The organism is Bacillus sp. 179-C3.3 HS (assembly GCF_047229225.1).
GTDB lineage: Bacteria > Bacillota > Bacilli > Bacillales > Bacillaceae > Bacillus.
Window position 1 is genome coordinate 1 of sequence record NZ_JBFEFT010000003.1, and the last position, 26,804, is coordinate 26,804.

General features: G+C 41.3%; 32 protein-coding genes and 5 tRNA genes. 24 read left to right on the forward strand and 13 right to left on the reverse strand.

All coding sequences use genetic code 11. From position 1 onward, the window contains the following. The 5 genes from AB1K80_RS03060 to AB1K80_RS03080 all read left to right on the forward strand — a co-directional run bounded on the left by AB1K80_RS03060 (position 1) and on the right by AB1K80_RS03080 (position 421). A tRNA-Gly gene (locus AB1K80_RS03060) sits at positions 1 to 74 on the forward strand. A 16-nt stretch (positions 75 to 90) separates the two neighbouring features. Next, positions 91 to 167, forward strand: a tRNA-Ile gene (locus tag AB1K80_RS03065). A gap of 6 nt (positions 168 to 173) precedes the next feature. Next, positions 174 to 248: transfer RNA gene (locus AB1K80_RS03070), tRNA-Asn, on the forward strand. A 3-nt stretch (positions 249 to 251) separates the two neighbouring features. After that, positions 252 to 342 (forward strand) — tRNA-Ser (locus tag AB1K80_RS03075). Between the two features lie 7 nt (positions 343 to 349). Next, positions 350 to 421 (forward strand) — tRNA-Glu (locus AB1K80_RS03080). Between the two features lie 79 nt (positions 422 to 500). On the opposite strand, the gene AB1K80_RS03085 is transcribed toward AB1K80_RS03080, so the two are convergent. The 3 genes from AB1K80_RS03085 to AB1K80_RS03095 all read right to left on the reverse strand — a co-directional run bounded on the left by AB1K80_RS03085 (position 501) and on the right by AB1K80_RS03095 (position 2,855). Beyond that, on the reverse strand, positions 501 to 977 hold the full coding sequence (locus AB1K80_RS03085; RefSeq protein WP_412855154.1) for a TspO/MBR family protein: 477 nt from the start codon (positions 975 to 977) through the stop codon (positions 501 to 503). Between the two features lie 87 nt (positions 978 to 1,064). Then, positions 1,065 to 1,799, reverse strand: a complete 735-nt coding sequence (locus tag AB1K80_RS03090; RefSeq protein ID WP_412855155.1) for a TraR/DksA C4-type zinc finger protein — start codon at positions 1,797 to 1,799, stop codon at positions 1,065 to 1,067. Between the two features lie 117 nt (positions 1,800 to 1,916). After that, positions 1,917 to 2,855, reverse strand: a complete 939-nt coding sequence (locus AB1K80_RS03095) for a 1,4-dihydroxy-2-naphthoate polyprenyltransferase (RefSeq protein ID WP_412855156.1) — start codon at positions 2,853 to 2,855, stop codon at positions 1,917 to 1,919. Positions 2,856 to 3,232: 377 nt separating this feature from the next. Here AB1K80_RS03095 and AB1K80_RS03100 point away from each other — a divergent pair, with 377 nt between their 5' ends. From AB1K80_RS03100 to menC, 6 genes are all read left to right on the forward strand, one after another. Continuing rightward, entirely contained in the window at positions 3,233 to 4,648 is a 1,416-nt protein-coding gene (locus AB1K80_RS03100) for an isochorismate synthase (RefSeq protein WP_412855157.1), read from the forward strand. Beyond that, positions 4,645 to 6,387 carry a 2-succinyl-5-enolpyruvyl-6-hydroxy-3-cyclohexene-1-carboxylic-acid synthase gene (gene menD, locus AB1K80_RS03105; RefSeq protein WP_412855158.1) on the forward strand — a complete coding sequence of 581 codons (1,743 nt, stop codon included), beginning with the start codon at positions 4,645 to 4,647 and terminating at the stop codon, positions 6,385 to 6,387. Before AB1K80_RS03100 ends, menD begins: the two co-directional genes overlap by 4 nt. Continuing rightward, positions 6,372 to 7,199: a 2-succinyl-6-hydroxy-2,4-cyclohexadiene-1-carboxylate synthase gene (gene menH, locus AB1K80_RS03110; RefSeq protein ID WP_412855159.1), complete on the forward strand. Its 828-nt coding sequence runs from the start codon at positions 6,372 to 6,374 to the stop codon at positions 7,197 to 7,199. The genes menD and menH overlap by 16 nt, the downstream gene beginning before the upstream one ends. A gap of 14 nt (positions 7,200 to 7,213) precedes the next feature. Then, on the forward strand, positions 7,214 to 8,032 hold the full coding sequence (gene menB / locus AB1K80_RS03115) for a 1,4-dihydroxy-2-naphthoyl-CoA synthase (RefSeq protein ID WP_412855160.1): 819 nt from the start codon (positions 7,214 to 7,216) through the stop codon (positions 8,030 to 8,032). A 76-nt stretch (positions 8,033 to 8,108) separates the two neighbouring features. Continuing rightward, positions 8,109 to 9,560: an o-succinylbenzoate--CoA ligase gene (locus AB1K80_RS03120; RefSeq protein WP_412855161.1), complete on the forward strand. Its 1,452-nt coding sequence runs from the start codon at positions 8,109 to 8,111 to the stop codon at positions 9,558 to 9,560. Continuing rightward, positions 9,557 to 10,681, forward strand: a complete 1,125-nt coding sequence (gene menC / locus AB1K80_RS03125; protein ID WP_412855162.1) for an o-succinylbenzoate synthase — start codon at positions 9,557 to 9,559, stop codon at positions 10,679 to 10,681. Before AB1K80_RS03120 ends, menC begins: the two co-directional genes overlap by 4 nt. 104 nt (positions 10,682 to 10,785) lie before the next feature. Here menC and AB1K80_RS03130 read toward each other — a convergent pair whose 3' ends face one another. The 4 genes from AB1K80_RS03130 to AB1K80_RS03145 all read right to left on the reverse strand — a co-directional run bounded on the left by AB1K80_RS03130 (position 10,786) and on the right by AB1K80_RS03145 (position 13,634). After that, positions 10,786 to 10,977 carry a hypothetical protein gene (locus AB1K80_RS03130; protein WP_412855163.1) on the reverse strand — a complete coding sequence of 64 codons (192 nt, stop codon included), beginning with the start codon at positions 10,975 to 10,977 and terminating at the stop codon, positions 10,786 to 10,788. A 27-nt stretch (positions 10,978 to 11,004) separates the two neighbouring features. Beyond that, positions 11,005 to 11,163: a DUF1540 domain-containing protein gene (locus AB1K80_RS03135; protein WP_412855164.1), complete on the reverse strand. Its 159-nt coding sequence runs from the start codon at positions 11,161 to 11,163 to the stop codon at positions 11,005 to 11,007. A gap of 71 nt (positions 11,164 to 11,234) precedes the next feature. Continuing rightward, a complete protein-coding gene (locus tag AB1K80_RS03140) occupies positions 11,235 to 12,281 on the reverse strand; it encodes a cytochrome d ubiquinol oxidase subunit II (protein WP_412855328.1) in 1,047 nt (348 codons plus the stop codon). Between the two features lie 21 nt (positions 12,282 to 12,302). Then, positions 12,303 to 13,634, reverse strand: coding sequence for a cytochrome ubiquinol oxidase subunit I (locus AB1K80_RS03145; RefSeq protein ID WP_412855165.1), 1,332 nt, complete (start codon positions 13,632 to 13,634; stop codon positions 12,303 to 12,305). A gap of 177 nt (positions 13,635 to 13,811) precedes the next feature. On the opposite strand from AB1K80_RS03145, the gene AB1K80_RS03150 reads away from it, so the two are divergent. Beyond that, the gene (locus AB1K80_RS03150) at positions 13,812 to 14,054 is read left to right on the forward strand and encodes a type B 50S ribosomal protein L31 (protein WP_412855166.1); all 243 of its coding nucleotides are present in this window, start codon (positions 13,812 to 13,814) and stop codon (positions 14,052 to 14,054) included. Between the two features lie 118 nt (positions 14,055 to 14,172). Here the strand turns inward: AB1K80_RS03150 and AB1K80_RS03155 are convergent, their stop codons facing one another. Continuing rightward, positions 14,173 to 15,153, reverse strand: a complete 981-nt coding sequence (locus AB1K80_RS03155; RefSeq protein WP_412855167.1) for a metal ABC transporter solute-binding protein, Zn/Mn family — start codon at positions 15,151 to 15,153, stop codon at positions 14,173 to 14,175. 216 nt (positions 15,154 to 15,369) lie between these two features. On the opposite strand from AB1K80_RS03155, the gene AB1K80_RS03160 reads away from it, so the two are divergent. Continuing rightward, the gene (locus AB1K80_RS03160; RefSeq protein WP_412855329.1) at positions 15,370 to 15,936 is read left to right on the forward strand and encodes a beta-class carbonic anhydrase; all 567 of its coding nucleotides are present in this window, start codon (positions 15,370 to 15,372) and stop codon (positions 15,934 to 15,936) included. Between the two features lies 1 nt (position 15,937). On the opposite strand, the gene yidD is transcribed toward AB1K80_RS03160, so the two are convergent. Further along, entirely contained in the window at positions 15,938 to 16,162 is a 225-nt protein-coding gene (gene yidD / locus AB1K80_RS03165) for a membrane protein insertion efficiency factor YidD (RefSeq protein WP_412855168.1), read from the reverse strand. Between the two features lie 117 nt (positions 16,163 to 16,279). Here yidD and AB1K80_RS03170 point away from each other — a divergent pair, with 117 nt between their 5' ends. Beyond that, entirely contained in the window at positions 16,280 to 16,753 is a 474-nt protein-coding gene (locus AB1K80_RS03170; RefSeq protein ID WP_412855169.1) for an S-ribosylhomocysteine lyase, read from the forward strand. A 117-nt stretch (positions 16,754 to 16,870) separates the two neighbouring features. After that, a complete protein-coding gene (locus tag AB1K80_RS03175; protein WP_412855170.1) occupies positions 16,871 to 17,311 on the forward strand; it encodes a FixH family protein in 441 nt (146 codons plus the stop codon). 8 nt (positions 17,312 to 17,319) lie between these two features. On the opposite strand, the gene ytzI is transcribed toward AB1K80_RS03175, so the two are convergent. Next, entirely contained in the window at positions 17,320 to 17,466 is a 147-nt protein-coding gene (gene ytzI / locus AB1K80_RS03180) for a YtzI protein (protein WP_412855171.1), read from the reverse strand. A gap of 131 nt (positions 17,467 to 17,597) precedes the next feature. On the opposite strand from ytzI, the gene AB1K80_RS03185 reads away from it, so the two are divergent. The 5 genes from AB1K80_RS03185 (at position 17,598) to ytkD (ending at position 19,895) form a co-directional block, all read left to right on the forward strand. Beyond that, positions 17,598 to 18,035, forward strand: a complete 438-nt coding sequence (locus AB1K80_RS03185; RefSeq protein ID WP_412855172.1) for a Dps family protein — start codon at positions 17,598 to 17,600, stop codon at positions 18,033 to 18,035. Between the two features lie 123 nt (positions 18,036 to 18,158). Further along, positions 18,159 to 18,350, forward strand: coding sequence for a hypothetical protein (locus AB1K80_RS03190; protein ID WP_412855173.1), 192 nt, complete (start codon positions 18,159 to 18,161; stop codon positions 18,348 to 18,350). 144 nt (positions 18,351 to 18,494) lie between these two features. Continuing rightward, a complete protein-coding gene (locus AB1K80_RS03195) occupies positions 18,495 to 18,899 on the forward strand; it encodes a holin family protein (RefSeq protein WP_412855174.1) in 405 nt (134 codons plus the stop codon). Positions 18,900 to 18,942: 43 nt separating this feature from the next. Next, positions 18,943 to 19,251, forward strand: a complete 309-nt coding sequence (locus AB1K80_RS03200; protein ID WP_412855175.1) for a hydrolase — start codon at positions 18,943 to 18,945, stop codon at positions 19,249 to 19,251. Between the two features lie 167 nt (positions 19,252 to 19,418). Continuing rightward, positions 19,419 to 19,895, forward strand: coding sequence for an RNA deprotection pyrophosphohydrolase (ytkD, locus tag AB1K80_RS03205; RefSeq protein WP_412855176.1), 477 nt, complete (start codon positions 19,419 to 19,421; stop codon positions 19,893 to 19,895). A gap of 128 nt (positions 19,896 to 20,023) precedes the next feature. On the opposite strand, the gene AB1K80_RS03210 is transcribed toward ytkD, so the two are convergent. The 3 genes from AB1K80_RS03210 to AB1K80_RS03220 are packed head-to-tail and all read right to left on the reverse strand — an operon-like array spanning position 20,024 to position 22,559. After that, entirely contained in the window at positions 20,024 to 20,770 is a 747-nt protein-coding gene (locus AB1K80_RS03210) for an ABC transporter permease (protein WP_412855330.1), read from the reverse strand. Positions 20,771 to 20,804: 34 nt separating this feature from the next. Then, positions 20,805 to 21,575: an ABC transporter ATP-binding protein gene (locus AB1K80_RS03215; protein WP_412855177.1), complete on the reverse strand. Its 771-nt coding sequence runs from the start codon at positions 21,573 to 21,575 to the stop codon at positions 20,805 to 20,807. A gap of 15 nt (positions 21,576 to 21,590) precedes the next feature. Beyond that, positions 21,591 to 22,559: an ABC transporter substrate-binding protein gene (locus tag AB1K80_RS03220; protein WP_412855331.1), complete on the reverse strand. Its 969-nt coding sequence runs from the start codon at positions 22,557 to 22,559 to the stop codon at positions 21,591 to 21,593. A 208-nt stretch (positions 22,560 to 22,767) separates the two neighbouring features. On the opposite strand from AB1K80_RS03220, the gene AB1K80_RS03225 reads away from it, so the two are divergent. The 4 genes from AB1K80_RS03225 to AB1K80_RS03240 are packed head-to-tail and all read left to right on the forward strand — an operon-like array spanning position 22,768 to position 26,801. Next, positions 22,768 to 23,496, forward strand: coding sequence for a carotenoid biosynthesis protein (locus AB1K80_RS03225; protein WP_412855178.1), 729 nt, complete (start codon positions 22,768 to 22,770; stop codon positions 23,494 to 23,496). Then, positions 23,465 to 24,211 carry a lysophospholipid acyltransferase family protein gene (locus tag AB1K80_RS03230; RefSeq protein WP_412855179.1) on the forward strand — a complete coding sequence of 249 codons (747 nt, stop codon included), beginning with the start codon at positions 23,465 to 23,467 and terminating at the stop codon, positions 24,209 to 24,211. Before AB1K80_RS03225 ends, AB1K80_RS03230 begins: the two co-directional genes overlap by 32 nt. Further along, the gene (locus AB1K80_RS03235) at positions 24,196 to 25,323 is read left to right on the forward strand and encodes a glycosyltransferase (protein WP_412855180.1); all 1,128 of its coding nucleotides are present in this window, start codon (positions 24,196 to 24,198) and stop codon (positions 25,321 to 25,323) included. The genes AB1K80_RS03230 and AB1K80_RS03235 overlap by 16 nt, the downstream gene beginning before the upstream one ends. Beyond that, on the forward strand, positions 25,320 to 26,801 hold the full coding sequence (locus tag AB1K80_RS03240; RefSeq protein ID WP_412855181.1) for a phytoene desaturase family protein: 1,482 nt from the start codon (positions 25,320 to 25,322) through the stop codon (positions 26,799 to 26,801). Before AB1K80_RS03235 ends, AB1K80_RS03240 begins: the two co-directional genes overlap by 4 nt. Positions 26,802 to 26,804: the final 3 nt, after the last annotated feature.

Here is a 26,804-nt window from a genome sequence, read left to right on the forward strand (position 1 = left end):
GCGGGTGTAGTTTAGTGGTAAAACCTCAGCCTTCCAAGCTGATGTCGTGAGTTCGATTCTCATCACCCGCTCCATTTGTATATCGTTCATGGGCCTGTAGCTCAGCTGGTTAGAGCGCACGCCTGATAAGCGTGAGGTCGGTGGTTCGAGTCCACTCAGGCCCACCATGATCTTCCGCAGTAGCTCAGTGGTAGAGCTATCGGCTGTTAACCGATCGGTCGTAGGTTCGAATCCTACCTGCGGAGCCAAATGGAGAAGTACTCAAGTGGCTGAAGAGGCGCCCCTGCTAAGGGTGTAGGTCGCGCAAGCGGCGCGAGGGTTCAAATCCCTCCTTCTCCGCCATTATCAAGGCCCGTTGGTCAAGCGGTTAAGACACCGCCCTTTCACGGCGGTAACACGGGTTCGAATCCCGTACGGGTCATCTTAAAAGAGGTCTATGTGATAGATCTCTTTTTTTGTTGTTAAAAAAGTGAAAGGCCGCTATTTCAGCGGCCTTTTCTTTATAGATTCATGGAATAGATTGTATAGGATAAGTACGTTGCAAAAAATCCCCATAAAATATAAGGAATGAGTAAGATAGGAACGATCTTACTGAGTCTTCCTGAAATAATGGCAAGGGCGAGAGCAGTCAGTGCAACGAGTAAACAGTCAATGGTCGCCGCAAACAAATCCTTTTGGAAAAATTGAAAATAGCTATAAGCTTGGTTGAACACGTAGTTTAAAATAAAGAGAATCCAAAAAGGTAAGGTGATTTTTTGAAATCCAAACTTCGCAAAGATGATCGCTGCTGATAACGAAATAAGAGCAAATAAGACTGCCCAGACTGCTCCAATGACTCCTCCACTAGGGGTCCATTCTGGTTTGTTTAAAGCATCATACCATTCTCTATCGACAGGGAACAGAAAGCCTGAGATTGAAAACAGCCCGTATGTAATAATGAAGACGATAACCGCCCAAATGATACTTTTTTTAGCCATAAAGCATCTCCTCCAATTCAATTTCTTTCTTTAACTGATTTCCCAGTTATTACATAATATAAACATAAAGCCCCCAATATGAGGGGACTATTTATTTTCTTTTGTATAAGGTTCTTTTTCGTAAGGTTTTAAATCGCCAAAAACCGCCATGACACCATCTTCATCTAATGCATCTTCATACTCTTCATGAGCTTTGTTCGGATAAATTTTGCTTGCTTTGCCGGTGATGTCAGCGGCTGCGAAGCCTTCATACGCTTCTACATCTTTTTCATCGTCTGATTGGGTATACACATCATCGTATGTGAGCGGTGGATATTCCATATCGGAAGGGGTATCAGAGTTCCCGTATCGTTCCACGTCTTGATACGCATCCTCTCCATCGTAGGCAGCCTGATCTTCGTTTTCAAATTTACCTGATGGTGGATTCAATATATCTTCTTCAATCGGACGAGATTGTGAAACGGTCTGTTCTTTTGAATGGGCCATGCATGTAACGGCAGTTGGTAGCGCTTCTAATCGTTCTTTAGGGATGGGGGCTTTACATACCTTGCAAAAGCCATATGTGCCGTCTTCGATTGCTTGGAGTGCTTCATTGATGTCTGATACATGTTCATGCGTCAGTTGGTTTAATGCGATATCTTTACCACGCTCAAAAAGCTCTGTTCCTTGATCTCCAGGGTGGTTATCATACGCTGATAAATCCCCTACTGAATCATATGGGAACGATACTTTCTGTTCATCGTCATGACTTTTTGCTTCAAGCTCTTGCTTTTCATTTAGAAGACGTTGCTTCAATTGATGTAATTCATCTTTTGATAACAAATTGATCATCCTTTCATATCCATCATAGTGTTAGTATGAGCATCTTTAGATGTAAGACTTGTTCCAAATTGAAGCAAATCCACGTAAAAAAACGCCTGCAAGTGCAGACGTTTTCTTTTACGTGAGATAAAATTGTAAAATCAATGCGATGGTTAATAAGAAACCGAAGAATGTGTTGGTTTGAGCTGTGGACTTCATGGCATTCATCAATTCAATCGGTTTTTCTTTTTGTTTAAATTCTTTAATTGCCGTAAAAGCTTTTGGCAAACTAAGTAATACAAGTAGACTCCAAAGACCAACTATATCTGTGAAGATATAAACAAAAATGAGTCCATACGATATCACAAACATAGCAAGTAAAATGTTGACCGCCGCTTTTCGTCCAGCAAGGATCGCAAGGGTTTTTCGTCCATTTTCTTTATCCCCATCTAAATCTCGAATGTTGTTGGAAAGTAAAATGGCCCCAACCAATATGGAGATTGGCAAAGAAATGAGAACTGGAGTAGAAGTGAGTGTTCCTGTTTGGATATAGAAACTAATTAAAATAATGCCTAATCCCATAAAAGCACCCGAGACAATTTCGCCAAACGGTGTATAAGCAATTGGGACAGGTCCGCCAGTGTAGAAGTAGCCTGCTGCCATACAAATCAATCCAATGAGTGCAATCCACCAGCTAGACATCATACAAATATATACCCCTAGCAATAAAGAAAGGGCGAATAATGCGTAAGCGAGACCAAGTACGGTTTTCGGTTTAACCCCATTTCTGACAATGGCACCACCGATGCCGACGGAATTTTCATTGTCTAAACCGCGGGCATAGTCAAAATACTCATTAAACATGTTTGTTGCGATTTGGATAAACATAGAGGCAAATAGCATGGCTAAGAATAAACCAACATGTATTTGACCCGTAGGAAGTGCTAAAACCGTTCCTAAAGTAACAGGGATAAATGCCGCTGTTAAAGTATGTGGTCGTAGTAAATTCCACCAAATCCGCCAGTTTTTATCAGGTTTAATTGGTGAAAGCTGATCTGATATCGAATGATGTTGCATAAAATATACTCCTTTAAATGAAAAATACGTACACGTCCAAACTCCAGTTTAGCAAAGTTCGAAAAGGTGTCAATATATTGAAAGAAGGAAACCCGAAAAAGATCTCTATAATCGTTACCAGCTCGAGAGAAAGCTCACTTTCATGACAAAACGTTCCAATATTCTGTAGATGCTCTTGTTTCAAAAAGCTGAAGCCAAAAAATAGTGAAAGCGTGATATAATAAGGATTCGCGGATTGAAAAGCTGTTTTCTTTACTAAGTTCATTTGATAAGGTTTATAATAGAAATGCAGGTCATTCGATATACTCGAATGTTCACTTATTTGTTCATTAGGATTTATTTTTTATGTTATTTCATGGATTTTGGAGGAATGTATCATGGTGACAACAGTGCAAAGTACTTTCCGGCAGGAAGCGCTTGCGACATTAGAAAAAGCGAATAACGTCAACCATGCTGTTTTGATAAGCTACTCCAGAAGAGTTGACGACCTGGATCCTCTTGCTTTTTTTCAAAGCGGTGAAACGGATTTTATCGGCGAGCGTTTCTTTTGGTCTGATCCAGAAAGTCAAATGATTTTCTCTGGACTCGGCAGAGCTGCCGTCATTCAATCATCAGAGCAGGGGACAGAACGATTTGATACAGTCCATCAAGAATGGGAACAGTTGAAACAGCAAATGTTTCATATTCATGATGAAAAAGAGTTAAAGCAAGCGGCCGTTGGTCCGCTTTTATTTGGGGGATTTTCTTTTGATCCGTATGAAGACAAAGCGCATCACTGGGAAGCTTTCGGTGAGGCTCATTTTTTTGTCCCATGTATCATGCTCACTGTGTCAAAAGAAGGCACGTTCTTAACGTTCAATGAATGGAAACAGGTAGATGGGAATGTTCATCAACTCATTCAAGATTTAGAGATGAAAGCTGATCGTTTTAAAGCATTACCTGTTCAATTTGAAGGACAAGCTGAGCTGATTCATATGGAAGAGCTAAATGTGGATGAATGGATGAAAGCGATCGATGATGCGACCGCACACATTCGTGATCATGAATATGAAAAGGTTGTTTTAGCAAGAGAAGTCTTGCTTCATTATAAAGATCAAGTTCAACTGGCGCCGTTATTAGGAGAATTATTAAAGCATCAAACGACAAGTTACGTATTTGCGATCGAGCAGGGAAAGCAAGCATTTGTTGGTGCCACACCTGAACGATTAGTAAAAAAAAGCGGTGAAGACGTCTTTTCTTCTTGTTTAGCCGGTTCAATTGAACGGGGGAAAGGCGATATCGAAGATCAGGCATTAGGTGAGGAACTGCTTCATGATGAAAAGAATTTAATTGAACATCAAATTGTGGTGAATATGATTGAACAGGCATTTGAGGCAAATTGTCATCATGTGCAAAAGCCTCATCAACCAAGTTTGTATAAAACAAAAAATATTCAGCATTTATTTACACCGATTGTTGGAAACATCAAAAACGGTTGTTCACTTTTTTCCTTACTTGATCAGCTTCATCCAACGCCTGCACTTGGCGGATATCCAAAGGAAAAAGCAGTTGAAGTCATTCGTGAAATTGAACCGTTGAAACGAGGGTGGTATGCAGCGCCAGTGGGCTGGATTGATTCTCAGGACAATGGGGAATTTGCTGTCGCCATTCGGTCTGGTCTTATCGAAGAAAACCGTGTGCGCTTGTTTGCTGGATGCGGAATTGTAGAGGATTCTCTTGCAAATAAAGAGTACGATGAGACTCGAGTGAAATTAAGACCGATGCTCTCTGCACTTGGAGGTCTTTCAAATTGAATAATCAAATCATGACAACCTATATTGGCAGAATGATGGATGAATTTGTACAACATGGAGTGAAGGAGGCAGTTGTTTGTCCAGGTTCTCGCTCAACGCCACTTGCGATGCTGGCTCTTGCCCATCAAGAGATCAATGTACATGTGTTAGTAGATGAGCGCTCTGCGGCTTTCTTTGCGCTCGGACTTGCCAAAGCGAATCAAAAGCCCGTCTTGTTGATTTGTACATCTGGTACAGCAGCTGCTAACTTTTATCCAGCTATTGTTGAGGCACATTATGCCCGGGTACCACTTATTGTATTAACGGCTGATCGACCGCACGAATTGAGAGAGGTAGGCGCACCTCAAGCGATTGATCAGCAATTCTTATTCGGTAAGTTTGTTAAATGGTTCACAGACTTAGCATTACCTGAAAATAGTGAAACGATGCTTCGGTATGTTCAGGCTGCTGCCGCTCGTGCGGGTCATATTGCCATGCAGGAGCCAAAAGGACCTGTTCAAGTCAATGTACCGCTTCGCGAACCGTTGCTTCCAGACTTGTCAATTGATCCTTTTCATAGAGAAGAGACAGAAACGAAAAAGGTATTGAGAGCGGGGCAAGCGATTCCTTCTCACCATGTCATGTCTGAACTAACAGACATCATTGATCAGTCAAAAAGAGGACTCATTGTGGCTGGTGAGCTACATACGAAGGAAGAGCAAGAAGCTGTATTACGTTTAGCCAAAGCGTTACATTATCCTATATTAGCGGATCCGCTATCACAATTGCGAAATGGCTATGAAAGTAAAGGGTATGTGATAGATGCGTACGACTCTTTATTAAAAGATGAAGAGATCCAACACCATCTATTGCCTGATCTCATCATTCGATTTGGTCCGATGCCTGTTTCTAAACCACTCTTCAAGTGGTTGGAAAAGCATCCTCAGGTGAAACAAGTGGTTGTAGATGCTGCTGGAGGTTTTCGAGATCCTGGCTTGAGTGCATCATTTATTATTGAAAGTCATGTGCCTTCTTTTGTAGATGACATTCAGAAGAGAGTGGATCAACTTGAGGATACACATTACTTAAGTTGTTGGCAGAGAGTCAATGCATCCTTTCGAACCCATTTGACACATTACCCTGCTGACAATCTTGCATTTGAGGGAAATGTGTATCGACATCTTCAGAACCTCTTGCCAAAGGACAGTGTCCTTTTTATTGGCAATAGCATGCCAATTCGTGATGTGGATACGTTTTTCGAGACGCAGGAAACGCCTTTTCGTATGATGGCGAATCGAGGAGCAAATGGTATTGATGGTGTGGTCTCAACAGCACTTGGCACATATGAAGCTTTAAAGCAGCCGATCACCTTGGTCATCGGAGACCTTTCTTTTTATCATGATATGAATGGCCTTTTGGCAGCAAAGTTGATGCAGATCCCGCTTACGGTCATTTTATTAAACAATGATGGTGGGGGAATTTTCTCCTTCTTGCCTCAGGCATCTGATGAACCTTATTATGAAAAACTCTTCGGTACGCCGACGGGGTTAAATTTTGAGTATGTATCCAAGTTATATGAGGGAACCTATTCAAAGCCGGCAACAAAGCAAGAATTACATGATGTGTATAGGGCACATATCAAAGAGCCGGGGCTACATCTTATTGAAATTGAAACTGACAGGCATTCTCGGGTGAGTCAGCACCGTCAGATGATGGGTGAGATTTTAGGAGAAGTGAAAAAAGAATGTCTTCACTCATAATCAGAACACGTGATGGTGTAGCGTACGAGGTGTTAGATCAGCATCAATCAGCCCCAAATGCCACATTATGTTTACATGGTTTTACAGGGAGCGCAGCCTCCTGGGGATTTTTGAAACCGTATATGGAACATACAAGAATGATTCAGGTGAGCTTACTTGGACACGGCAACACAGACTCACCGCAAAGTATGAGAAGATATGCAATGTCCCAACAGCTTGCAGACCTTGCAGAAATATTAGACCAGTTAAATCTTCACAAATTGAATATTCTCGGATATTCTATGGGAGGGCGTATTGCTTTATCGTTTGCCGCACGCTATCCAGAGCGTGTAAACAAACTGATCCTTGAAAGTACGTCCCCAGGACTTCAATCTTTTAAGGAGCGGATGGCAAGGCTCAAGCATGATCAGCAGCTGGCTCAAAAAATGAGGCATGAAGGGTTACATGCGTTTGTGGACTTTTGGGAGAACATCCCGTTATTTGCGTCACAAAAAACCTTGCCTAAGGACAAGCTCGCTCAATTGAGAGAACAAAGGTTAAAAGCCAATCCTCTCGGCTTAGCTCGAAGTCTTGAAGGGATTGGAACAGGTTCACAGCCTGCTATGTGGCACGCGTTAAAACAAATCAAACAACCTGTTTTGTTCATATGTGGAAAGCTTGATGAGAAGTTCTGTCATATCGCCAAACGTATGCAACAGGAGCTTATAAACAGCCAATGTGTGTTGGCAGACGATGCTGGGCATACAGTTCATGTGGAACAACCACATTTTTTTGGTAAAATAGTAAGTGAGTTTATTTTAAGGCAAGATTAGAGGAGGAAATATGGATGGCTATTGAATGGCAAACTGAGCGTCAGTATGACGAAATTTTATATGAAACGTATAATGGAATTGCAAAGATTACCATTAATCGTCCGCACGTACATAACGCGTTTACACCAAAAACCGTGAGTGAATTAATTGATGCATTCTCACGTGCTCGTGACAATTCACAAGTTGGCGTGATTGTACTTGCAGGTGCTGGAGGTAAAGCATTTTGCTCGGGTGGAGATCAGAAAGTACGTGGTCATGGCGGCTATGTAGGAGACGATCAAATCCCACGTCTAAACGTATTAGACTTACAGCGTCTCATTCGCGTGATTCCAAAACCAGTGATTGCAATGGTTGCAGGATATGCCATTGGTGGCGGTCATGTGCTTCATGTCGTGTGTGACTTGACAATTGCAGCAGACAATGCAATTTTTGGACAAACAGGACCAAAAGTAGGCAGCTTTGATGCAGGCTATGGCTCAGGTTATCTTGCACGTATTGTTGGACATAAGAAAGCGAGAGAGATCTGGTACTTATGCCGTCAATACAATGCACAAGAAGCGCTTGATATGGGACTTGTCAACACAGTTGTACCACTGGAGCAGCTTGAAGAAGAAACAGTGAAGTGGTGTGAGGATATGCTCGAAAAGAGCCCGACTGCTTTACGATTCTTGAAGGCAGCATTTAATGCTGATACTGATGGATTAGCTGGGATTCAGCAATTTGCAGGGGATGCGACACTTCTTTATTACACAACAGATGAAGCAAAAGAAGGACGCGATTCCTTTAAGGAAAAAAGAAAACCAGACTTCGGTCAGTTCCCGCGTTTCCCTTGATTCATTGATATGGATGAAAACAGCTTAGTGCACCCGCCTGAGCTGTTTTCTTTTATGAAAAAGAGAGGAGGTGTCCATGATGAAACAACCTAATTGGCTGCTGCACCGTGCTGATTTAACACCAGACCGTGTAGCGTTAATTTATGGAGACAAGGAGTGGACATTTCGTGAATTAGCCATTGAAGTAGAGCGGCTTGCGATACGGCTTTCTCATGCTTCACTCAAAAAAGGACAGACAGTCGCTCTTTTGATGCACAATCATCCTCAAATGGTGATGTTTGTTCATGCTTGTTTTTTAATTGGGGTAAAAATTGTGTTACTGAACAATAAATTAACGGATGCTGAAAGGCAATATCAGCTGGAAGATGCGGGCGCTGTGGCTTTATTAACAGAGCCCATGTTTGCAAAAGCATATAAAGGTGATTTACCTTTTTATACGATTGATACGTTACCAGAAGCGCATCAAATTCATTCAGATCAACTGATAAAAGAGTTTGATTTAAATGAAACAGCAACCATCATGTATACATCTGGAACGACAGGACGACCTAAAGGGGTTGAGCAAACGTTTGGCAATCATTTTCATAGTGCGGTCTCTTCTGCGCTGAATTTAGGCTTGAGAGAGGATGATCGCTGGCTCATCGCGTTACCCCTTTTTCATATAAGTGGTCTGTCAGCCTTATGTAAGTCCGTTATTTATGGGATGACAGTGGTATTGCATCAAAAATTTGATGTAGATGAGGTCAAAGCGTCCATAAGCCAACATCGTGTGACGATCATATCGGTCGTACAAACGATGCTATCCCGTATATTAAGCAGGTCAGAGGCATGTCCGTCCTCTTTGCGTTGTGTTTTGTTAGGGGGAGGTCCTGCACCGCTTACAATGCTAAAGGAGAGCAAACAAAAAGGATTTCCCGTGTTTCAATCTTACGGGATGACGGAAACCTGTTCACAAATTGTGACACTTGCGCCTGAGTTTAGTGAAGAAAAGCTTGGATCGGCTGGGAAGCCACTGTTTGGATGTGAGCTGAACATTCAAGATGGTCAGCGGGTATGCCGTCCTTATGAACATGGTGAAATCATGGTCAAAGGTCCAAATGTGATGAAAGGGTACCTTCATCGTGAGGAAGAGACGGCTGCTGCTTTTGAGGAAGGCTGGCTGAAAACAGGTGATATCGGGTATGTGGATGAAGAAGGCTTTTTATTTGTCCTGGATCGGCGTTCAGATTTAATTATTTCAGGTGGCGAAAATATATATCCAGCTGAGATAGAAGCGGTTCTTTTAACACATCCTTACGTAAAAGAAGCCGGAGTGACAGGAATACATGATGAAAAATGGGGAGAGGTACCAGCTGCTTTTCTTGTAACGGACGAGAAGATCCCGGTTGATGAGCTATTTGCTTTATGTCAGTCGCAGTTAGCCAAGTATAAATGGCCAGCCGCGTTTCACTTTGTAGATGAGTTGCCGAGAAATGCATCGAAGAAATTACAAAGGCACAAACTCAAGGTCAAAGGAGTTTTTAGATGATACAAATTGAACGAGTGATCTTATATCATGTCACCATGAAGCTGAAGCAGCCATTTACAACAAGCCTAGGAACGATCTCAAACCGAGAATTTATTATCGTTGAAGTAAAGGATCAAACAGGATTGACGGGATGGGGAGAGGTGTCTGCGTTCTCTTCTCCATGGTACACAGAGGAAACAATTGAGACATGCTATCATATGCTAAGGGCGTTCTTTATTCCCAATGTGTTGACGCGATCATTTACACACCCTTCAGAGATTCCAGACAGCTTATATCAATTTAAAGGGAATAGAATGGCCAAAGCAGGGATTGAAGCAGCTGTTTGGGATCTTTATGCGAAACGTGAGAATAAGCCGTTACGAGACGTATTAGGTGGTACTAAGACGAAAATTCCTTCTGGCGTAGTCGTTAGTTTAGGACCAATAGATGATATGTTGTTGCAAATACAGCAGTTTGTCGAACAGGGCTATCAACGTGTAAAGGTCAAAATTAAGCCTGGGCAGGATATCGGACTTTTACAGAAAATTAGGGAGCGATTTCCAAACCTACCTTTAATGGCAGATGCCAACTCTGCTTATGAACTGAAGGATATAAGCAAACTAAAGCAATTGGATGAGATTCGTTTATTAATGATTGAACAGCCATTGGCGGCTGACGATATTGTGGATCATCGCCATTTACAGAAACATTTAAAGACGTCTATTTGTTTGGATGAGAGTATTTGCTCGTTAGAAGATGCCAGAAAAGCTGTAGAACTGGGGAGTTGTAAAATTATCAATGTAAAGCCGTCACGTGTTGGAGGGCTGACAGAAGCATTAAAGATCCATTCTTTTTGTGAGGAACACCAAATTCCATTATGGTGTGGGGGAATGATTGAAACGGGTATTTCACGGGCACAGAATGTCGCACTAGCATCGCTCCCGCAATTTACAATCCCAGGTGATATTTCGGCTTCGTCTAAATATTGGGAGCAGGATATCATTTTTCCTGAAATCAAGGTTGAAAATGGTTTTATTGAGGTGCCAACTCAACCAGGGATAGGCGTAGATGTTGATTATCAGGCGCTTCGTTCCTATTCTGATAAAATTGATGTGTTTACAAAACATGATTTTGTGAAATGAAAAAGAAATTATGCTCTTTTGCAACAAAATTGAAAATGACGTACAGTATGAGAAAGATTTTCCTTCCTGTCTGAACAAAAAAAGAGCGGATCACCGCTCTTTTTTTACTCTTCTATCAGCTCGCTATCATATGCAAGCTGTCCAATATACTGATGCATCTCATTTGGCATGTCAGATACATGACCATATTCGTAATCCCAAAGATTTAAAAAGGAGTGAGCCGCCTGATGAAATGTGGCTTCATCAGCCCCATGAATGTCATCAAAAAAAGATTGTAGCAGTCGATCATGATTCAAAGTGAAGCGCCTCCTTTAAAGCGAGACTTAAAGGTCTTGTGGTTTAAACGTTTTACAGTCAGTTTCTTCACTTTTTTCCGCTGTGTTTCCTGAGTGGCTGACAACATAAATGGCATCTGCACCGCAGCGGTTTCCTGCATTCCAATAGGAGCAGTTGTTTACTTCACAAAGGATTTTTTGACTCATATAGATGACCTCCTACCTGAGTATGTCTTTCCTTCATAATGTAACCGAAATGACCGTAGTCCATTCAATATTTAATCTTCCTGACGAATATAGCGCCTGTCCTTCATAAATAATTTCCAGAAATAATAAAACCCAGGAAATAAGATAATAAACCCTACGATGTACGTAATAAATAGTGCTCTAAATGTGGCTGGGTCTGTAAAACCAGACATGATCGTAATATCTGGATACGTCATATAAGGTAAATGTGATCGTCCATACACATAGCTCGCTAGAAAATACTGAATGGTGATCGCGACGACAGCCAAACGAGGTTTTCCTTTTCGATGTTTAAAACGGCTGTTTGGCAAAAAAAGTGCGACCCCTGCAAGCAAAAACATTAGCAGAGAAAGAAGCAGAATCGGCATGTCTTGCATCATGTTTGAGAAAAGCCAATTTGCTTCGCTTCGCATGGTCAGCATGATAAAAAAAGCCATCATCAGAGAAAGTGGACCTGAGAGTAGCGCCCCTTTTCGATAAATGTTGTACGCCTCATCTTCGTCTGCAACATTCGAAAAATCAGCTAACAGTATCGAAGAAAGGAAAAGCGTGCTGAAGATGGCAAAGCCAACGAATGAATAAACATTTGCACTTGTAAAGACGAGCCCGAGATCTAATGAGTAAACGCCATTATTCTGAGAGATAAATCCACCATGTGTAATCGGAAGCACCATAATGAGGATTGATGGAATAATAAATCCGCTAATCCCTGAAATGTATGTCACAGCTTTCCGATATTTCCTAGGTAATGAATGTGAAAATACAAGAAACCCACTTCGCAAGGCTAGCAGTAATAAAATAATACTTCCTGGTATCAATAAAACCGTCCCAAGTACGAAGGTGGCACCTGGGAATAGGCTAAACAGTGCCACGACGATGGCCACAATGAACACATTTGTCACTTCCCATGTTGGGGAGAGATATTTATTTGCGATATTGGCAGCTTTTGTGTGCTCTTTATTCATATAAATCATTGACCAAAAACCTGCGCCAAAATCCATTGATGCCATCACTGCATAGATAAAAACAAAGCCCCATAAGATGGTGATCGCAATAAGTGCATCAGTTGTCATATCCATTTGCATCAAGATCCTTCCTTTTTAAGATTCTAATGTTCGTAGGTCTTCTTCAATTGAATGTTTTCTAAAGTAGTACGTTAGTACAATCACGGTTGCAATCCCTAAGATGAGATAGACAATCGTAAAGAGCACAAAGAGTGTGCCGATAGAACCTGAAGATGTGACCACTTCTGATGTTTTGAGCATACGGTAGATGACCCATGGTTGACGGCCTGTACATGCAAAGATCCAACCAAATTCAATGCTGAGAAGGCTAAGAGGACCACCAAACAAGTAGAGAACAAGCAACCACTTCGGATAATGTTTCCGTTTTAAAATAACCCGATAAAATAAGGCTAGCATCGCAAAGAAAATCAGCATGGATCCGATGATGACCATCCCATTAAATAACGTGTGAACAAATAAAGGAGGCCATTCATCTCTAGGGAAATCATTTAATCCTTTAACGACCGTATCAAAGCTATCCCCAGCTAGAAAACTAAGTGCCCAAGGGATCTCAATGGCTCCTTTGATTTCCTGTGTATCGGCATCTGTAAAACCCCCTATTGCGAGAGGGGCATGTGATTGGGTTTCAAATAAACCTTCTGCTGCGGCCAACTTTTCAGGCTGATATTCATGTAGAAGCTGAGCGGATTCGTGCCCATTGATAGCGGTAAGAAATGAGAAAAGTCCACCTACAATCAATCCGAGATAAAGGGCTTTTCGATGAAAGCCATAGAGCTTTTCATTTTGTCTCGTTTTCAGCATTTTATAGGCTGCCACAGAAGCGATCACGAATGCACCTGTTGTAAAGGCAGATAGCACCACATGTGTAGCTGTTACAACAAAGCTCGCATTGAAAAATGCTTTCCAAGGTTCGATATCAGTGATTTGTCCATTGACCATTTTGAAGCCGGCAGGTGTCCCTTCAAAAGCATGTACGTTTGTAATGAGGATCGCAGAAGCCGCCGCACCAATGACGACAAAAATGACAGTAATGATCCGCATGGCTGGTGATAGACGATCTGCTGCGTAAACATAAATGGACATAAATAAAGCTTCAATAAAAAAAGCATAGATTTCAATTTGAAATGGAAGGGACATTACTTTCCCAATGACCTCCATAAAACCTGGCCACAGTAAGGCAAGCTGTGTTCCGGCAATCGTACCTGTTGGGATCGCTACGCCTAAGAGAACTGCTTGTGCTTTCGTCCAACGCTTCGCCATGATGGCATAATGCGGGTCTTTCGTTTTTTGGAAGATGAGTTCAGCCAACAAAATCATGAGCGGTATGCCGACACCTAGGGTCGCATAAATAATATGAAAACCCATGGTGGTGCCAAACAAACTTCTAGCTAAAACGAGATCTGTCAATTACTTCTCCGCCTTTCTTATCACATCTCTTTTTCTGCTGTTTATTATTCTCCACCAGTTTTAGATTATTCTTCCTGATGAAGAAAGCTTGTTTTTTGACAATCGGTGTGAGGAAGAGTAGAATAAAATCACAAAACGTAATCGTTACGTTTTGTGTTATGAAAGGAGTTTTTGACAATGAAAAGACATATTCACCCAACCTCATATGAAGTTGTATTTATGGATGTCAATAGTGGCTATCGTTTCTTGAGTCGGTCAACAAAGACATCGAATGAGACAGTAGAATGGGAAGATGGGAAAACGTACCCTGTCATTAAGGTAGAAACAAGCGCAGATACGCATCCTTTTTATACAGGTCGACAGAAGTTCGGAGAAAAAGGCGGCAGAGCCGAGCTATTTAAGAAAAAATATCAGATATGATCAGTGCACCATTTCAACATCGTTCAAGTGCGCCTATCCTAGTGCATGCAAATGCCGAATGACTTCTAAAAAGTAAAGAAATGAAAAAACCCCGGCCATGTGCACGGGGTTTAATTGTTTAATCATTTAATGCTGTTTTTAAGGTGTTTAAATTTTGTTTCATGAGACTCACGTAGCTTTCACCTTTTTTGGCATCATCTTCACTAATAGATTCAAGGTTTTTAAGTGTGAGGCTTTTTGCTCCGATCTCATTTCGAATAATTTCTGATACCTTACTGCTGACGTTATTTTCAAAAATAACATATTGGATGTCATGCTCTTCCGCCTGTTTTACAATGTTCTCAAGTTGTTTTTGGGACGGTTCTTCTGAAGCGGAAAGTCCAAGAACACTGAGTTGCACAAGGTCATAGCGATTTTCCCAATATCCATAAGCCGCGTGAGAAACAAGAATTTCCTTATGCTTTGCATTTGTTAAAGTGGTTTTGAAATCTTTGTGTAAGGATTCGAGCTCGTTTTTAAGTGTTTCATAGTTTTTTGTGTATTGTTCTTTGTGATCTGGATCTAACGAAACGAGCGTGTCTTTAATATTCTTTGCCATTTGCTGTGCATAAACAGGGTCTAGCCATACATGCGGGTCTTGATCACCATGATCGTGACCTTCGTGGCTATGCTCTTCACTTTCATGGTCATGGTCATGACCTTCTTCCTCATGTGCATGATCTTCTTTTGTCGATAAAAGCTTGATGCCATCAGCCGCTTTGACGGTTTTGACGCCTTGTTCTTTTAACGTAGTAGCTGTTTTGTCAGCGAATGCTTCAGCCCCTGAACCGCTGTAAATAAAGGCATCGCCTTCGGCCATTTCGACCATGGTTTTAGAACTTGGTTCAAAGCTATGTGCATCTGCATTCGCTGGATAAACGCTCTGTGCATTGACGTAAGATCCGCCGATTTTTTCAGTGAAATCTTGAATTGGAAAAATTGTGGTGTAAATGGTTAATTTCCCATCTGACTTGCCTTTAGAAGCCGTAGTTCCCGCACTGCAAGCAGCAAGGCCGACTGACAATAAAGCCGTTGTTAATATAAAAAAGAATTTTTTCACTAGAAAATATCTCCTCTCAACCTATTAGATAGAAATGATTCCGATTTAATGTCCTGAGTTATTGTATCGTAATAATTACGATTTGAAAAGAGGAAAATAAAAAAAATCTCTTCAAAACAGATGTTTGATCTAAAAAAACAGTTCAAAACGTGACGAAATTTCTAACATTATGCTATATTTATTGTTAAAAAAAAGAGAAAAGGAATGGACAAACTTATGAAACTCTTAGATGAAATCATTGAATATAATCAACAATTTACTGAAGAGAAGAAATACGAAGAGTTCACAACAACGAAATTTCCTGAGAAAAAGGCTGTTATTCTTTCATGTATGGACACAAGACTTGTAGAATTACTGCCACGTGCAATGAACATGAAAAATGGGGATATCAAAATTGTCAAAAGTGCTGGTGCACTTGTTTCTCATCCATTTGGTAGTATTATGCGAAGCATTTTAGTGGCTGTTTATGAACTAAATGCTGAAGAGGTGTATGTGATTGGTCACCATGATTGTGGAATGAGTAAAATCGACAGCAAAACACTTTTAGACAAAGCCATTGAGCGCGGAATTCCAGAAAAACGAATTGAAGTCCTTGAGTACTCGGGTATCGATTTTAAACAATGGCTCAAAAGCTTCAGTTCAGTAGAAGAGAGCGTGAAGGACAGTGTAGGTGTTGTCAAGAATCATCCGCTTCTTCCTGCTGATGTGCCTGTTCATGGACTTGTCATTGATCCTGGTACAGGAAAATTAGATGTCGTTGTGAATGGATATAAAACGAACTAATTTATTTTTCCTTTTTAGGCGGGACGAGGTCCACTCCGCCTGGGTGTAGTGGATGGCATTTTAAGATCCGTTTGATGGTGAGCCAGCCGCCTTTTAAAGCGCCATGTGTTTTAATCGCTTCTAATCCATAGTTTGAACACGTCGGATAAAACCGACAGCTTGGCGGTGTAATGGGGGAAATCCATTTTTGATAAAAGCGAATGATGCCGATAAAAATCTGTTTCATGCATGTTCCTCCTTGTCTTTCATTCACAGTATAAGAAAAAAGGACAAGGAAGGGAAGTTTTATCAACTAAACTACTCGGAAAGATATGCTATAATGTAGAAAAAAGGAGTGGTGATAATGCCTTCAGTCGAAAGCTTTGAACTTGACCATAATGCAGTAAAAGCGCCATACGTACGTCATTGCGGCGTGCATAAGGTAGGCTCAGACGGCGAAGTGAATAAATTTGATATTCGCTTTTGTCAGCCAAACAAACAGGCAATGAAGCCTGATACAATTCACACCTTAGAGCATTTACTTGCTTTTAATATTAGAACACACTCAGAGAAATACAATCATTTTGATATCATTGATATTTCACCAATGGGTTGTCAAACGGGGTATTATTTAGTGGTAAGCGGTGCTCCAACACCAAAAGAAATTGTTGAGCTGCTTGATGCAACATTCAAGGATGCAGTTGAAGTCACAGAGATCCCAGCAGCAAATGAAGAGCAATGCGGACAGGCGAAGCTTCATGACCTCGAAGGAGCAAAACGTTTAATGCGTTTCTGGCTTTCTCAAGATCAAGAAGAGCTCTTAAAGGTATTTGGTTAATAAGATCATCAACCGGACATGTCGAATGTCCGGTTTTTTTGATGAAAAAGAACATGAGATGTAAAAATAGGGGATATTTGTTAAAATGGACTTGTCACGACAGAAAGGGGAATATGGATGCGTAAATTGATGGGAATCATGATCATGCTAGTATTGCTTAGTGCATGCGGGAACTCCGCAGCAAGCAATGACAAAGGGGAAGTGCCTGAGTTATTAGAAGTGAAGCTTGAAGGACCAGAGCAGGTCAAGAAAAATGAAAGCGTTATAGTAAAAGCAGCTGTCACATACGGTGATGCGCCTGTTGACGATGCAGATGATGTTCAATTTGAAGTGTGGGAAGATGGCGACAAAGATAAGAGTAAGATGATTCAGCCAAAGAAAGAGAAGAAAGGCGTGTATGAATTACATACCACTTTCAAACAGGATGGCCATTATATCATCCAGGTCCATGTGACAGCTAAACAGCAGCATAACATGCCGAAAACGAATATCTACGTAGGTGAGGTTAAAAAAGAGAGTCAAGCATCTACTGAAGAAAAGAAAACCTCACATCATTGAAAACGGTTTTATTTTGGGGTAGGACGTTTGCTTGAATCAGCATCCTGTGGGGCATCGACTTTATGTTGATAATCATATGCTTTTGATGTGGTCCACAGTGATAAAAAGACAACGATAGAGATAATGATAAAGCTGATAATCCCGAGTAACAGCATCTAACTCCCTCCTTATTTCCATCTTAACATATCTGACAAGCGGTCAAAATAAAAGAAATTGATGACATGTTTCAGTATAATAAAAAAAGGGTATTGTCATACTAAGTGCAATTACATAAGGAGGAATCAACATGTCAGAGAAATTATTAAACGTTGTCAACAAACAAGTAGCGGATTGGACTGTACTTTATGTAAAATTACATAACTATCACTGGTATGTAAAAGGAAAAGACTTCTTTACACTGCATGAAAAATTTGAGGAATTATATACAGAAACAGCAACATATATTGATGATTTGGCTGAACGTATGCTAGCGTTAAACGGACAACCTGTTGCGACGATGAAGGAGTGCTTAGAGATATCTAGCATCCAAGAAGCAGAAGGAAGCGAATCAGCGGAGCAAATGGTGAAAAATATATTTGAAGACTTCTCCAACATTGCAGAGGAGTTAAAGCAAGGAATGGAGCTCGCTGCAGAGGTTGGCGATGAAACAACAGGTGATATGTTACTAGCGATTCATCAATCCATTGAAAAACATAACTGGATGCTTAAAGCATATTTAGGATAATACGTGCAAACAAGGAATGTCGACATAAAAAATCGGCATTCTTTTTTTATGTGATTTGTAACTGACAACCCATTGAAATCAATGGACTTTAAGCCGAAGAGAATAGAGAAGGGAGGAGAGAATATGTCTTCAATTGCAGGAATGATGAGTCAGCATGTGGCAAGTATTCAAAAAACGCTTAACATCAGTTTATTGAACTCACAGTTGGCCACGAATACAGCGCAGGCCATGGTGATGCTGGATCAAGTTCAGCAGCAACCACAAGCTGTTCAGCCAAAAGATTCAGATGCGTCATTTATTGATGTGAGAATTTAACGAAGGAAGCCGCCATGACAGGCGGCTTTTTTGTGAACCAACATCTGCACACCGCCTTTATTTTTAGTCGTCCAAGCTATTTTAGAGAACCGGCATATACTATGTACATAAACAGTTCCACTTTTGAAAGGATGTTGATGCCAAGTGAGCAAAGATATAGGCATCTTTTCGTTGTTTACAGTCTCTTTGTCGGCAATGGGCTTTCTATTTGGTGGAGCAGGATATTTACTCATGATATTAGTGACCTTAATGAGTTTAGAGTTAATTTGTTCAAGCCTAAGAGAATCAGTGACGGGACAGCTCACGCTGAAACGTTTTTTTACACGCATTGTGCGAAAAGTTGTGACGATCTCTTTAATATCGATGACACATTTCTTTGATGTCATGCTCAACACAAACGGGACAATTAAAGATTTAGCGATCATTTTTTATATTATTTATGAGTCATATCAAATTGTCTCGACAGCAAAGGCCCTTGGGATTCCCATTCCACAGTTATTTATTGATGTGTTAGATATGATTAAAAATAAATTGCGAAAAAAGCTGTAAGTTGCCCAGATCTGGTCATACTAAAGGAAAAAGGATGAATCAGATGCCGAGACACACGTACTATGTATCCGTGCAGGATGGGTCTATTTCGCAGCACAGAGATGCGGCTTCATGGCAATTTCAAATCGAAGCGGATGACGATCAAATTTTACAGTTAAGAGATTATTTTGATGATCAGTATATGACAGATTGGAAAGGCTTTTTTCGGGCACATATTCCATATCTCGAGTATCATTATGACAGTCCAAATGATGAAATGGACAGAAGAAGAAAAGACATTTACGCCATGATTTATGAGCTCGGAAATGAAGAAACAAAGGGTTTTATCGTGGCAAATGGGTTATTGAATTGAAAAGCATGTAGTGTTTTTTCTACATGCTTATTTTCGTGATGGCCAGAGAACTCTTACAAGAAAAAGTGTCACCTCATTGTTTCACTTGACATAAAAATTCTTCAAGGAAATGTGATCTGTGGTATGATGTTGTACAAGAAGCAAGGACAGGATATGAGGGATTTCACATGCATGTATTTAAAGATTATTATCACAATACGGTAAAGCTTTCTTTCAAGGAGAAGCCTTTTTCAAGTCATCCAAAGCATGTGTGGGCCATTTGCCGGTATCAAGGGAAATGGTTGCTCACTGAACATGAGGATCGGGGTTATGAATTTCCTGGAGGAAAAGTAGAGCCAAATGAAGGAGCAGACGAAGCCGCTATACGGGAGATTCAAGAAGAGACGGGTGCTGTTGTTCGGGAATTAACGTATATTGGCCAATATCAGGTGCTTGGTAGAGAAAAAACGATTGTCAAAAATATTTACTTTGCTGATATTGAAAAGCTCGTGAAGCAAGACACGTATTTTGAAACGAAAGGGCCCGTTCTGTTTGCCGATTTACCAAGATCCATTGCGAAAAACAAAAATTTCAGCTTTATTATGAAAGATGATGTACTCAAACAAAGTCTCGTTTATTTAGAAAAGAACGGCTTGATTCAGTAAAAAAGTGCAGGGAGACGATCCCTGTGCTTTTTTATTTTCGCTTATAAATGGGGGCAAGTATTGATTTCTACATACAAAAAAGCCTGCAAGGTACAGGCTTTTGTTCAATGACAATTAGGCATACACCTCTATTTTTGTAAAAAGCGGCGCTCAAGCCATTCGACTAGTTGATACATGATGGTGGCAAACACTGCGATGATGAACAGGCTTAAAAACACGAGTGTAAAATTGAAGACTTGAAAGCCATAAATAATCATATAACCGAGACCTTGTGAAGAAACTAAAAATTCCCCTACGATCACCCCAACCCAAGAAAGACCAACATTGACTTTGATGGCAGAGATCATGGTTGGAATACTTGCTGGCAAAATGACTTCTTGGAAAACCACTCTTTTTTTTGCACCAAATGTTTTCATGACTTTTAAATAGTTTTCATCGACTTCTTGGAACGCTGTGTAAATGACGATGGTCGTAATGATGACACTGATGATCGCCCCCATGGCGACAATGCTAATCATGCCAGGACCAAGTGCGACAATGAGAATCGGCGCCAGCGCGACTTTTGGCATCGCGTTTAAAATGACTAAATAAGGGTCAAGAACGTTTGCGAGCCGAGTGGACCACCATAAAGCAGCAGCCAATAAGATCCCGCAAAAAGTGCCGAGTAGAAACCCTAAAATGGTTTCAAACAACGTAATACTCATATGATTGACCAATGAACCATCTGATATCTTTTGTAAAAACAACTGGCAAACGGCAGAGGGTGAACTAAAGATTAATGGATCAATGAGCCGGACATGGCTGGCAAGCTCCCATAGTGAAAAGAAAGCGATGAAAATGATGAGCTGATACAAACGTGTGATGCGTTTTTCCATTCGATACTTTTTTCGGTATGCTTCATGTAAAAGGTCACTGTGTTTCAACGGATTTCAGCTCCTCCCAAATGGTTTGAAAGAGCTCCTGAAATTGAGCGGTCTTTCGTGCTTCAAATGGTGAGAGAGCCCTGAGGTCGTCTGGAATAGAGAAAATACGCTGAATAGAGCCTGGATGCTTTGAAAATAAATAAATTCGATCACTCATTGCAATCGCTTCTCCGATGTCATGAGTGACGAGTACAGCTGTTTTTTGATAGTTTTTTAATGTATGGAAGACGAGGTCTTCTAATGTTAGTTTGGTTTGATAATCGAGTGCGGAGAAGGGTTCATCTAGTAAAAGTAATCCAGGGTCCACAGCAAGTGTGCGTGCGAGTGCTGCACGCTGCCTCATGCCTCCTGACAGCTCCTTCGGATATTTCTCCTCGACATTGTGCAAGCCGAGCTTTGGCAATAAACTGAGAGCACTTGATGTGGCTTCATGAGAATCTTGTTTGGCAATTTTTAAACCGAGAATGATGTTTTCTTTGATCGTTTTCCAGGGAAATAAATAATCTTGCTGTAGCATATAGCCGATTTGGTGCTCTTGTTGGTTTGGTTCTTTTCCTTCGATTAAAATTCGACCTTCAGAGGGCGGAGTGATTCCAGCGATAATGGATAGTAAGGTTGTTTTTCCGCATCCGCTAGGTCCAATAAATGAAATGAATTCACCTTGTGAGATGTCCATATTGATCTTTTGAATGGCTGTTGTTTTTTCTTTTAAAGAGAAGTACGTGTGGGTCACATGGTCAATTTGAAGGAAAGACATGTGCTACCTCCTATTCTATTTGTGATCCGTGACCTTCTTTGCGATGGTTGAATCGACAAGTTGATCGTATGGGATGAATCGTGGTAATTCACCGCTAGCTTTCATGATCTCCTGTAATTGATTCCATTCTTCTTCATTCAAAAGAGGATCTGTGGCATAAGAATGTTGCTGTTTGTAGCGTTTAATGGCTGTGGCTAATACATCTAGATCTGTATCAGGGAAGTGTGATTGTATCGTCTTAGCGATGACTTCTGGGCTTTTCGCTTCTACCCATTGTTGTGCTTTGTAAATGGCACGGGTAAAGGATTCAGCCGTTTCTTTGTTCTCCTCTAAGTAGCTCTTTTTCGCCATAAAGGTTGTGTACGGTACTTGACCGGAAGCTTCTCCAAAGGAAGCTGTAATGTACCCTTTTCCTTCTTTTTCAATTAAAGAGGCGGTAGGTTCAAATAGCTGGACAAAGTCGCCCGTTCCAGAGGAGAAAGCACCTGAAATATTGGCAAAATCAATATTTTGAATCATCCGTAGGTCTTTCTTTAGATCAATGCCTTCCTTTTTCAGCACATATTCACCGACCATTTGTGGCATGCCGCCTTTTCGCTGTCCTAGAAAGTCTTTTCCTTTGAGCATATCCCATGAGAATTGCGTCACTTTTTCGCGTGAGACAAGAAATGTGCCGTCTGTTTGTGTCAGTTGTGCAAAGTTGATGACGGAATCTTTGGTTTCTTGTGCTTCCACATAAATCGACGATTCTGATCCGGTCAGGGCAATGTCTGCACCGCCAGATAAGAGCGCTGTCATGGTTTTGTCGCCGCCCCATGTGGTTTTTAGCTCAACCTCTAGTCCTTCTTCTTTGAAGAACTCTTCTGACAAAGCAACGTAAAGTGGGGCATAAAACACCGAATGTGTGACCTCGGCTACTTGTACGGTTTGCTCTTGTTCTTTTTGACAGGCGACAAATGGGATAAAGAGCAGGACAACGAATATGAATACCAGTCTGACTTTGATGGAACGATTCAAGAGTGGTTCGCCTCCTTTGTTCTAGATCACTAATTAAAGTATGTCAAAAGGGATTTTTGGTGAGTGCCTATGGTGACATCATAAGCGCATTGAATATTTATAGAACGCCTCTTTTTTTCTATACTAGAAGCGTGAATGTTTCCCCTGAATTTGGTAGAAATAAAGGAGCGATTTCGTGTATAGACTTAGTTGGGTATTTGTTGGGTGGTATATGGTTGGATTGATCTTAATGGTGTTTTTGACAGTGCCTGCATGGCTTCAATTTGCAAACGGCATCTTTCTCGTCTTGTACGCATGCTGCGTCATGGAGATTGGACGAAACATTTATGGGACGTGGGGATTTGTCATAAAACGGGCGGCCATTGTTGGGCTATTGACGTTCACAGTGGAATGGGTGGGAATCAATACGGATTTTCCATTCGGAGCGTATGACTATTATCCAACATTAGGTTTCCTTGTTGCAGGAGTTCCATTAACGATTGCTTTTGCATGGGTTGGGGTGTTTTTGAATAGTCTTTTTTTATCAAGACAAGAGTCAAAATGGAAACGAGCAATTGAAACGGGCATTTGGATTGTGCTGCTTGATCTCATTTTAGATCCGGTAGCGGCAGAGCGGAAGTTTTGGGTCTGGTATGATGGCGGTGGTTTTTTCGGGATCCCATTTGAGAATTTTGTGAGCTGGGGTATGATTGGAGCAGGTCTTTCTTTTCTGTTTCCACTTGTGTCAATTGATCAAAAAGCGTTGCGCTGGACGAGTCGAATCTATCAGGCCATGGTGTTCTTTTTCGGTCTGCTGGCATTAAAAGGCGGGCTGGACGTGATCTTTTATTTAGCACTTGTCATTGTCATTTTGTGTGAAGGAAGGGTTCAATTTGAAAGAAAGCGACAAAAGCCGCTCGTTTAGACGAGTGTTTTATCTGTATCTTGAACGATACTTATTCTGTAAACATTTTCACTGTCTCATGATGAAAGGAAAGGTGGATTCGCAGGAGAAGCTTCCTGTTCTTTACCTCGCTAATCACAGTTCGTGGTGGGATGGACTTATCATATTTTTATTAACAGAGAAAGCTTCTGAAGCCGATCATTTTATGATGATGGAGGAGAAACAGTTCAAGCAATATGCCTTCTTCCGGAAACTTGGTGCGTTTCCAGTTCAGAAAGAGAACATACGAAGTGTGAAACAAGCATTAATGACGGCAAAAGAGAAAATGGAAGCTGGTGCTGCTGTCTGGCTATTTCCTCAAGGGAAAATCATGCATCAGGACACTCGGCCACTTGAGCTAGAAAGTGGTGCTTCTTTTTTAGTCAAACAATTTGAACAGGTCGTGGTTAAGCCAGTGACCTTGCAATATACATTTCATCAATTTCAAAAACCGACCGTATCCGTTGTGTTTGGAGAAGGTGTTCCTGTCTCTGGTCGCTCACTTCGAAGCAGAGAAACGACATCTATGTTGGCACAGCTACTTGAAGGACAATTAAATACTCATCAAGCGCAGGTCATTGCGGATCCAGATTTGATGATGACGGAAGAATATGTACAGATGACAAGGAAAAGCCGGTCAACAAGTGATGCATTTGATTCCTTTAAAAGGTGGGTGAACACATGGCGCTCCTCTTAATCATTGTGAGTGTGATCTTGCTGTGTCAGCTCATTTTTACGCTATGGAATGTAAAACAGTTTCCTGCACTTAAACCTGTGTCTTTTCCATCCGCTGAACCAATCTCATTATCAATTCTTATTCCAGCGAGAAATGAGGAAAAACGAATTGAAGCATGTCTCCAGTCTATTGTTGATCAGTCTTTTCATCCGAAGGAGTTGATCGTCCTCGACGATCATTCGACAGATCAGACGCGAACGGTTGTGGAACGCTTCGCTAAAAGATATCCATGGATTCGCATTGTATCTGGCAAAGCATTGCCCGACGGCTGGCTTGGTAAATCGTATGCTTGTTCCCAACTTGCTGAGGAAGCATCAGGTGATTGGCTGTTATTCTTAGATGCGGATGTCAGGTTCAAGAAGGGGGCAATCGAGGCTGTGTATGACGCAATGTGCAGTCAACAAACAGGAATGATCTCAGGTTTTCCGCAGCAAAAAACAGGTACTTTCCTTGAGCATCTTGTTGTGCCGATGATGATGTTTACGATTGGGTGCCATTTGCCGGTGAAGTGGGTGAGGACATCAAAGAATCCAGCTTTCGCTGCAGCTCATGGTGGCTTTATTGCGATGGCAAAGGACTGTTATGCTGCAATAGGGGGACATGAAGCGATCAAAGATTCGCTAGTTGATGACATGGCACTAGCAAGAAGGGTGAAGGAAAAGGGCTACCCATTCACCCTTGCACGTATTCACCCATTTGTTTTTATGAGGATGTATGATAATGGGCGCGAGGTGTGGGAAGGCTACCGAAAAAATATGTTTCCTGGGGTAAATCGAAACATTGCATTGTTAAGTGGTGTTTTCTGTTTTTATACTTTGCTTTATGTCCTCCCTATCATTTGTTTTGTCATTGCTCTGATTCAATTTAATGTCATGAACCTATCCTTAGCCATTGTTTGCTATGCACTAGGGGTGTCGATTAAAGCGGTGATTGATAGAGAGAATGGGAGAACAGTAGCTATGTCCTTTTTATTACCAGTATCCATTGTGGTGTTGATTGCGATTGGCTTAGCTTCTATGAAAATCGGATTGAAAAAAGAAGGTTACGTATGGAAAGGAAGAAGGTACGAATGAAAAAAGTGATCATCATCGGCGGCGGGCTTGGCGGCTTATCAGCGGCGATTCGCTTGCAGTCACACGGATTTCAGGTCACCATTCTTGAAAAAGAAGCTTCTTTAGGCGGGAAGTTACAGCGCCATCTAGGCGGTGGTTACTCTTTTGACCTCGGACCAAGTACCATCACGATGAAGACGTATTTTGAGGAAGTATTTACGTCTTGTCAGAGGCGGATGGAGGATTACGTGACATTTTATCCGATTTCTCCACTCACAAAAAATGTTTTCGCAGATGGTCATACGGTTGAGTTTACGTCTCATATTGAGCAGATGGAAGCACAAATTGCGGCATTTAGTCCTGAGGATGCAACGCAATATCGTGCATTTTTACGAGAATCTAAAACGTTCTTTCAGTTGGCGGAGAATCATTTTTTAAATCGTTTGTTATTAACGTGGAAGGACAAGGTGGATTTGAGGCTGATGAGAGCGCTTCTTGCTGTCAAACCTTTTACATCCGTTCATCAGCTTTTACGCCGATATTTTCGTCATCCTCATACGTTGGCGATGTTTGGACGGTATGCAACATATATTGGTTCCTCTCCCTATGAGGCACCAGCAATCTTTAATATGATGGCTTATCTAGAAGGGGAAAAAGGCATTTATGGCATAAAAGGAGGAACCTATCGTTTAGTCGAGGCGTTTGAGACGCTGGCAAAGGAGCTAGGTGTGCAAATTCATCTCAATGAACCTGTGCAAAGGGTTCTTGTGAAGAATCGTCGTATTCAAGGAGTAGAGACGAATCAGCACATATATGAAGCAGACCAGGTTATTGCAGGTGCTGATGCACTGACTGTCTACCGCGAGCTCATTGATGAAAAGGATCGTCCGAGCGTTTCTGATCAAAAGTTGTCTCACATTGAACCATCATTATCTGGTTTTGTCTTACTACTTGGTGTACCGAAAGTGTATGACCAGTTATCTCATCACAATGTGTTTTTTCCGGACAATTATGAACAGGAATTCAAGGATATTTTTCAAAAAAAACAGTTACCACAGGATCCAACGCTGTACATATGCAATTCAGGTTTTTCTGAACCTGAATTGAGTGGTGGAACGGGGAAAAGTAACCTCTTTGTCTTAGCAAATGCGCCATATGTGACAAAAACGCAAAAATGGGACATGCTAAAGGAAACATATCCTCAGCTGATAAAAGCAAAATTAAAAGAAAAAGGTCTTTTCGGAATTGATCAGCTTGTTGAGTATGAAGCGGTTCAAACGCCGCTTGATTTGCAACAGAAAACAGGGGCTTACCACGGCGCCATCTATGGCATGTCTTCAAACTCATTCAAGCAGGCGTTCTTCCGCATCAACAATCAATCGAAAGACATTGAAGGGCTTTGGTTTGTTGGAGGTACAAGTCATCCTGGGGGTGGTACCCCAATGGTGACCAAATCAGGCCAGCTTGTCGCAGAGGCGATCATGAAACAGCATGAGTAAAAG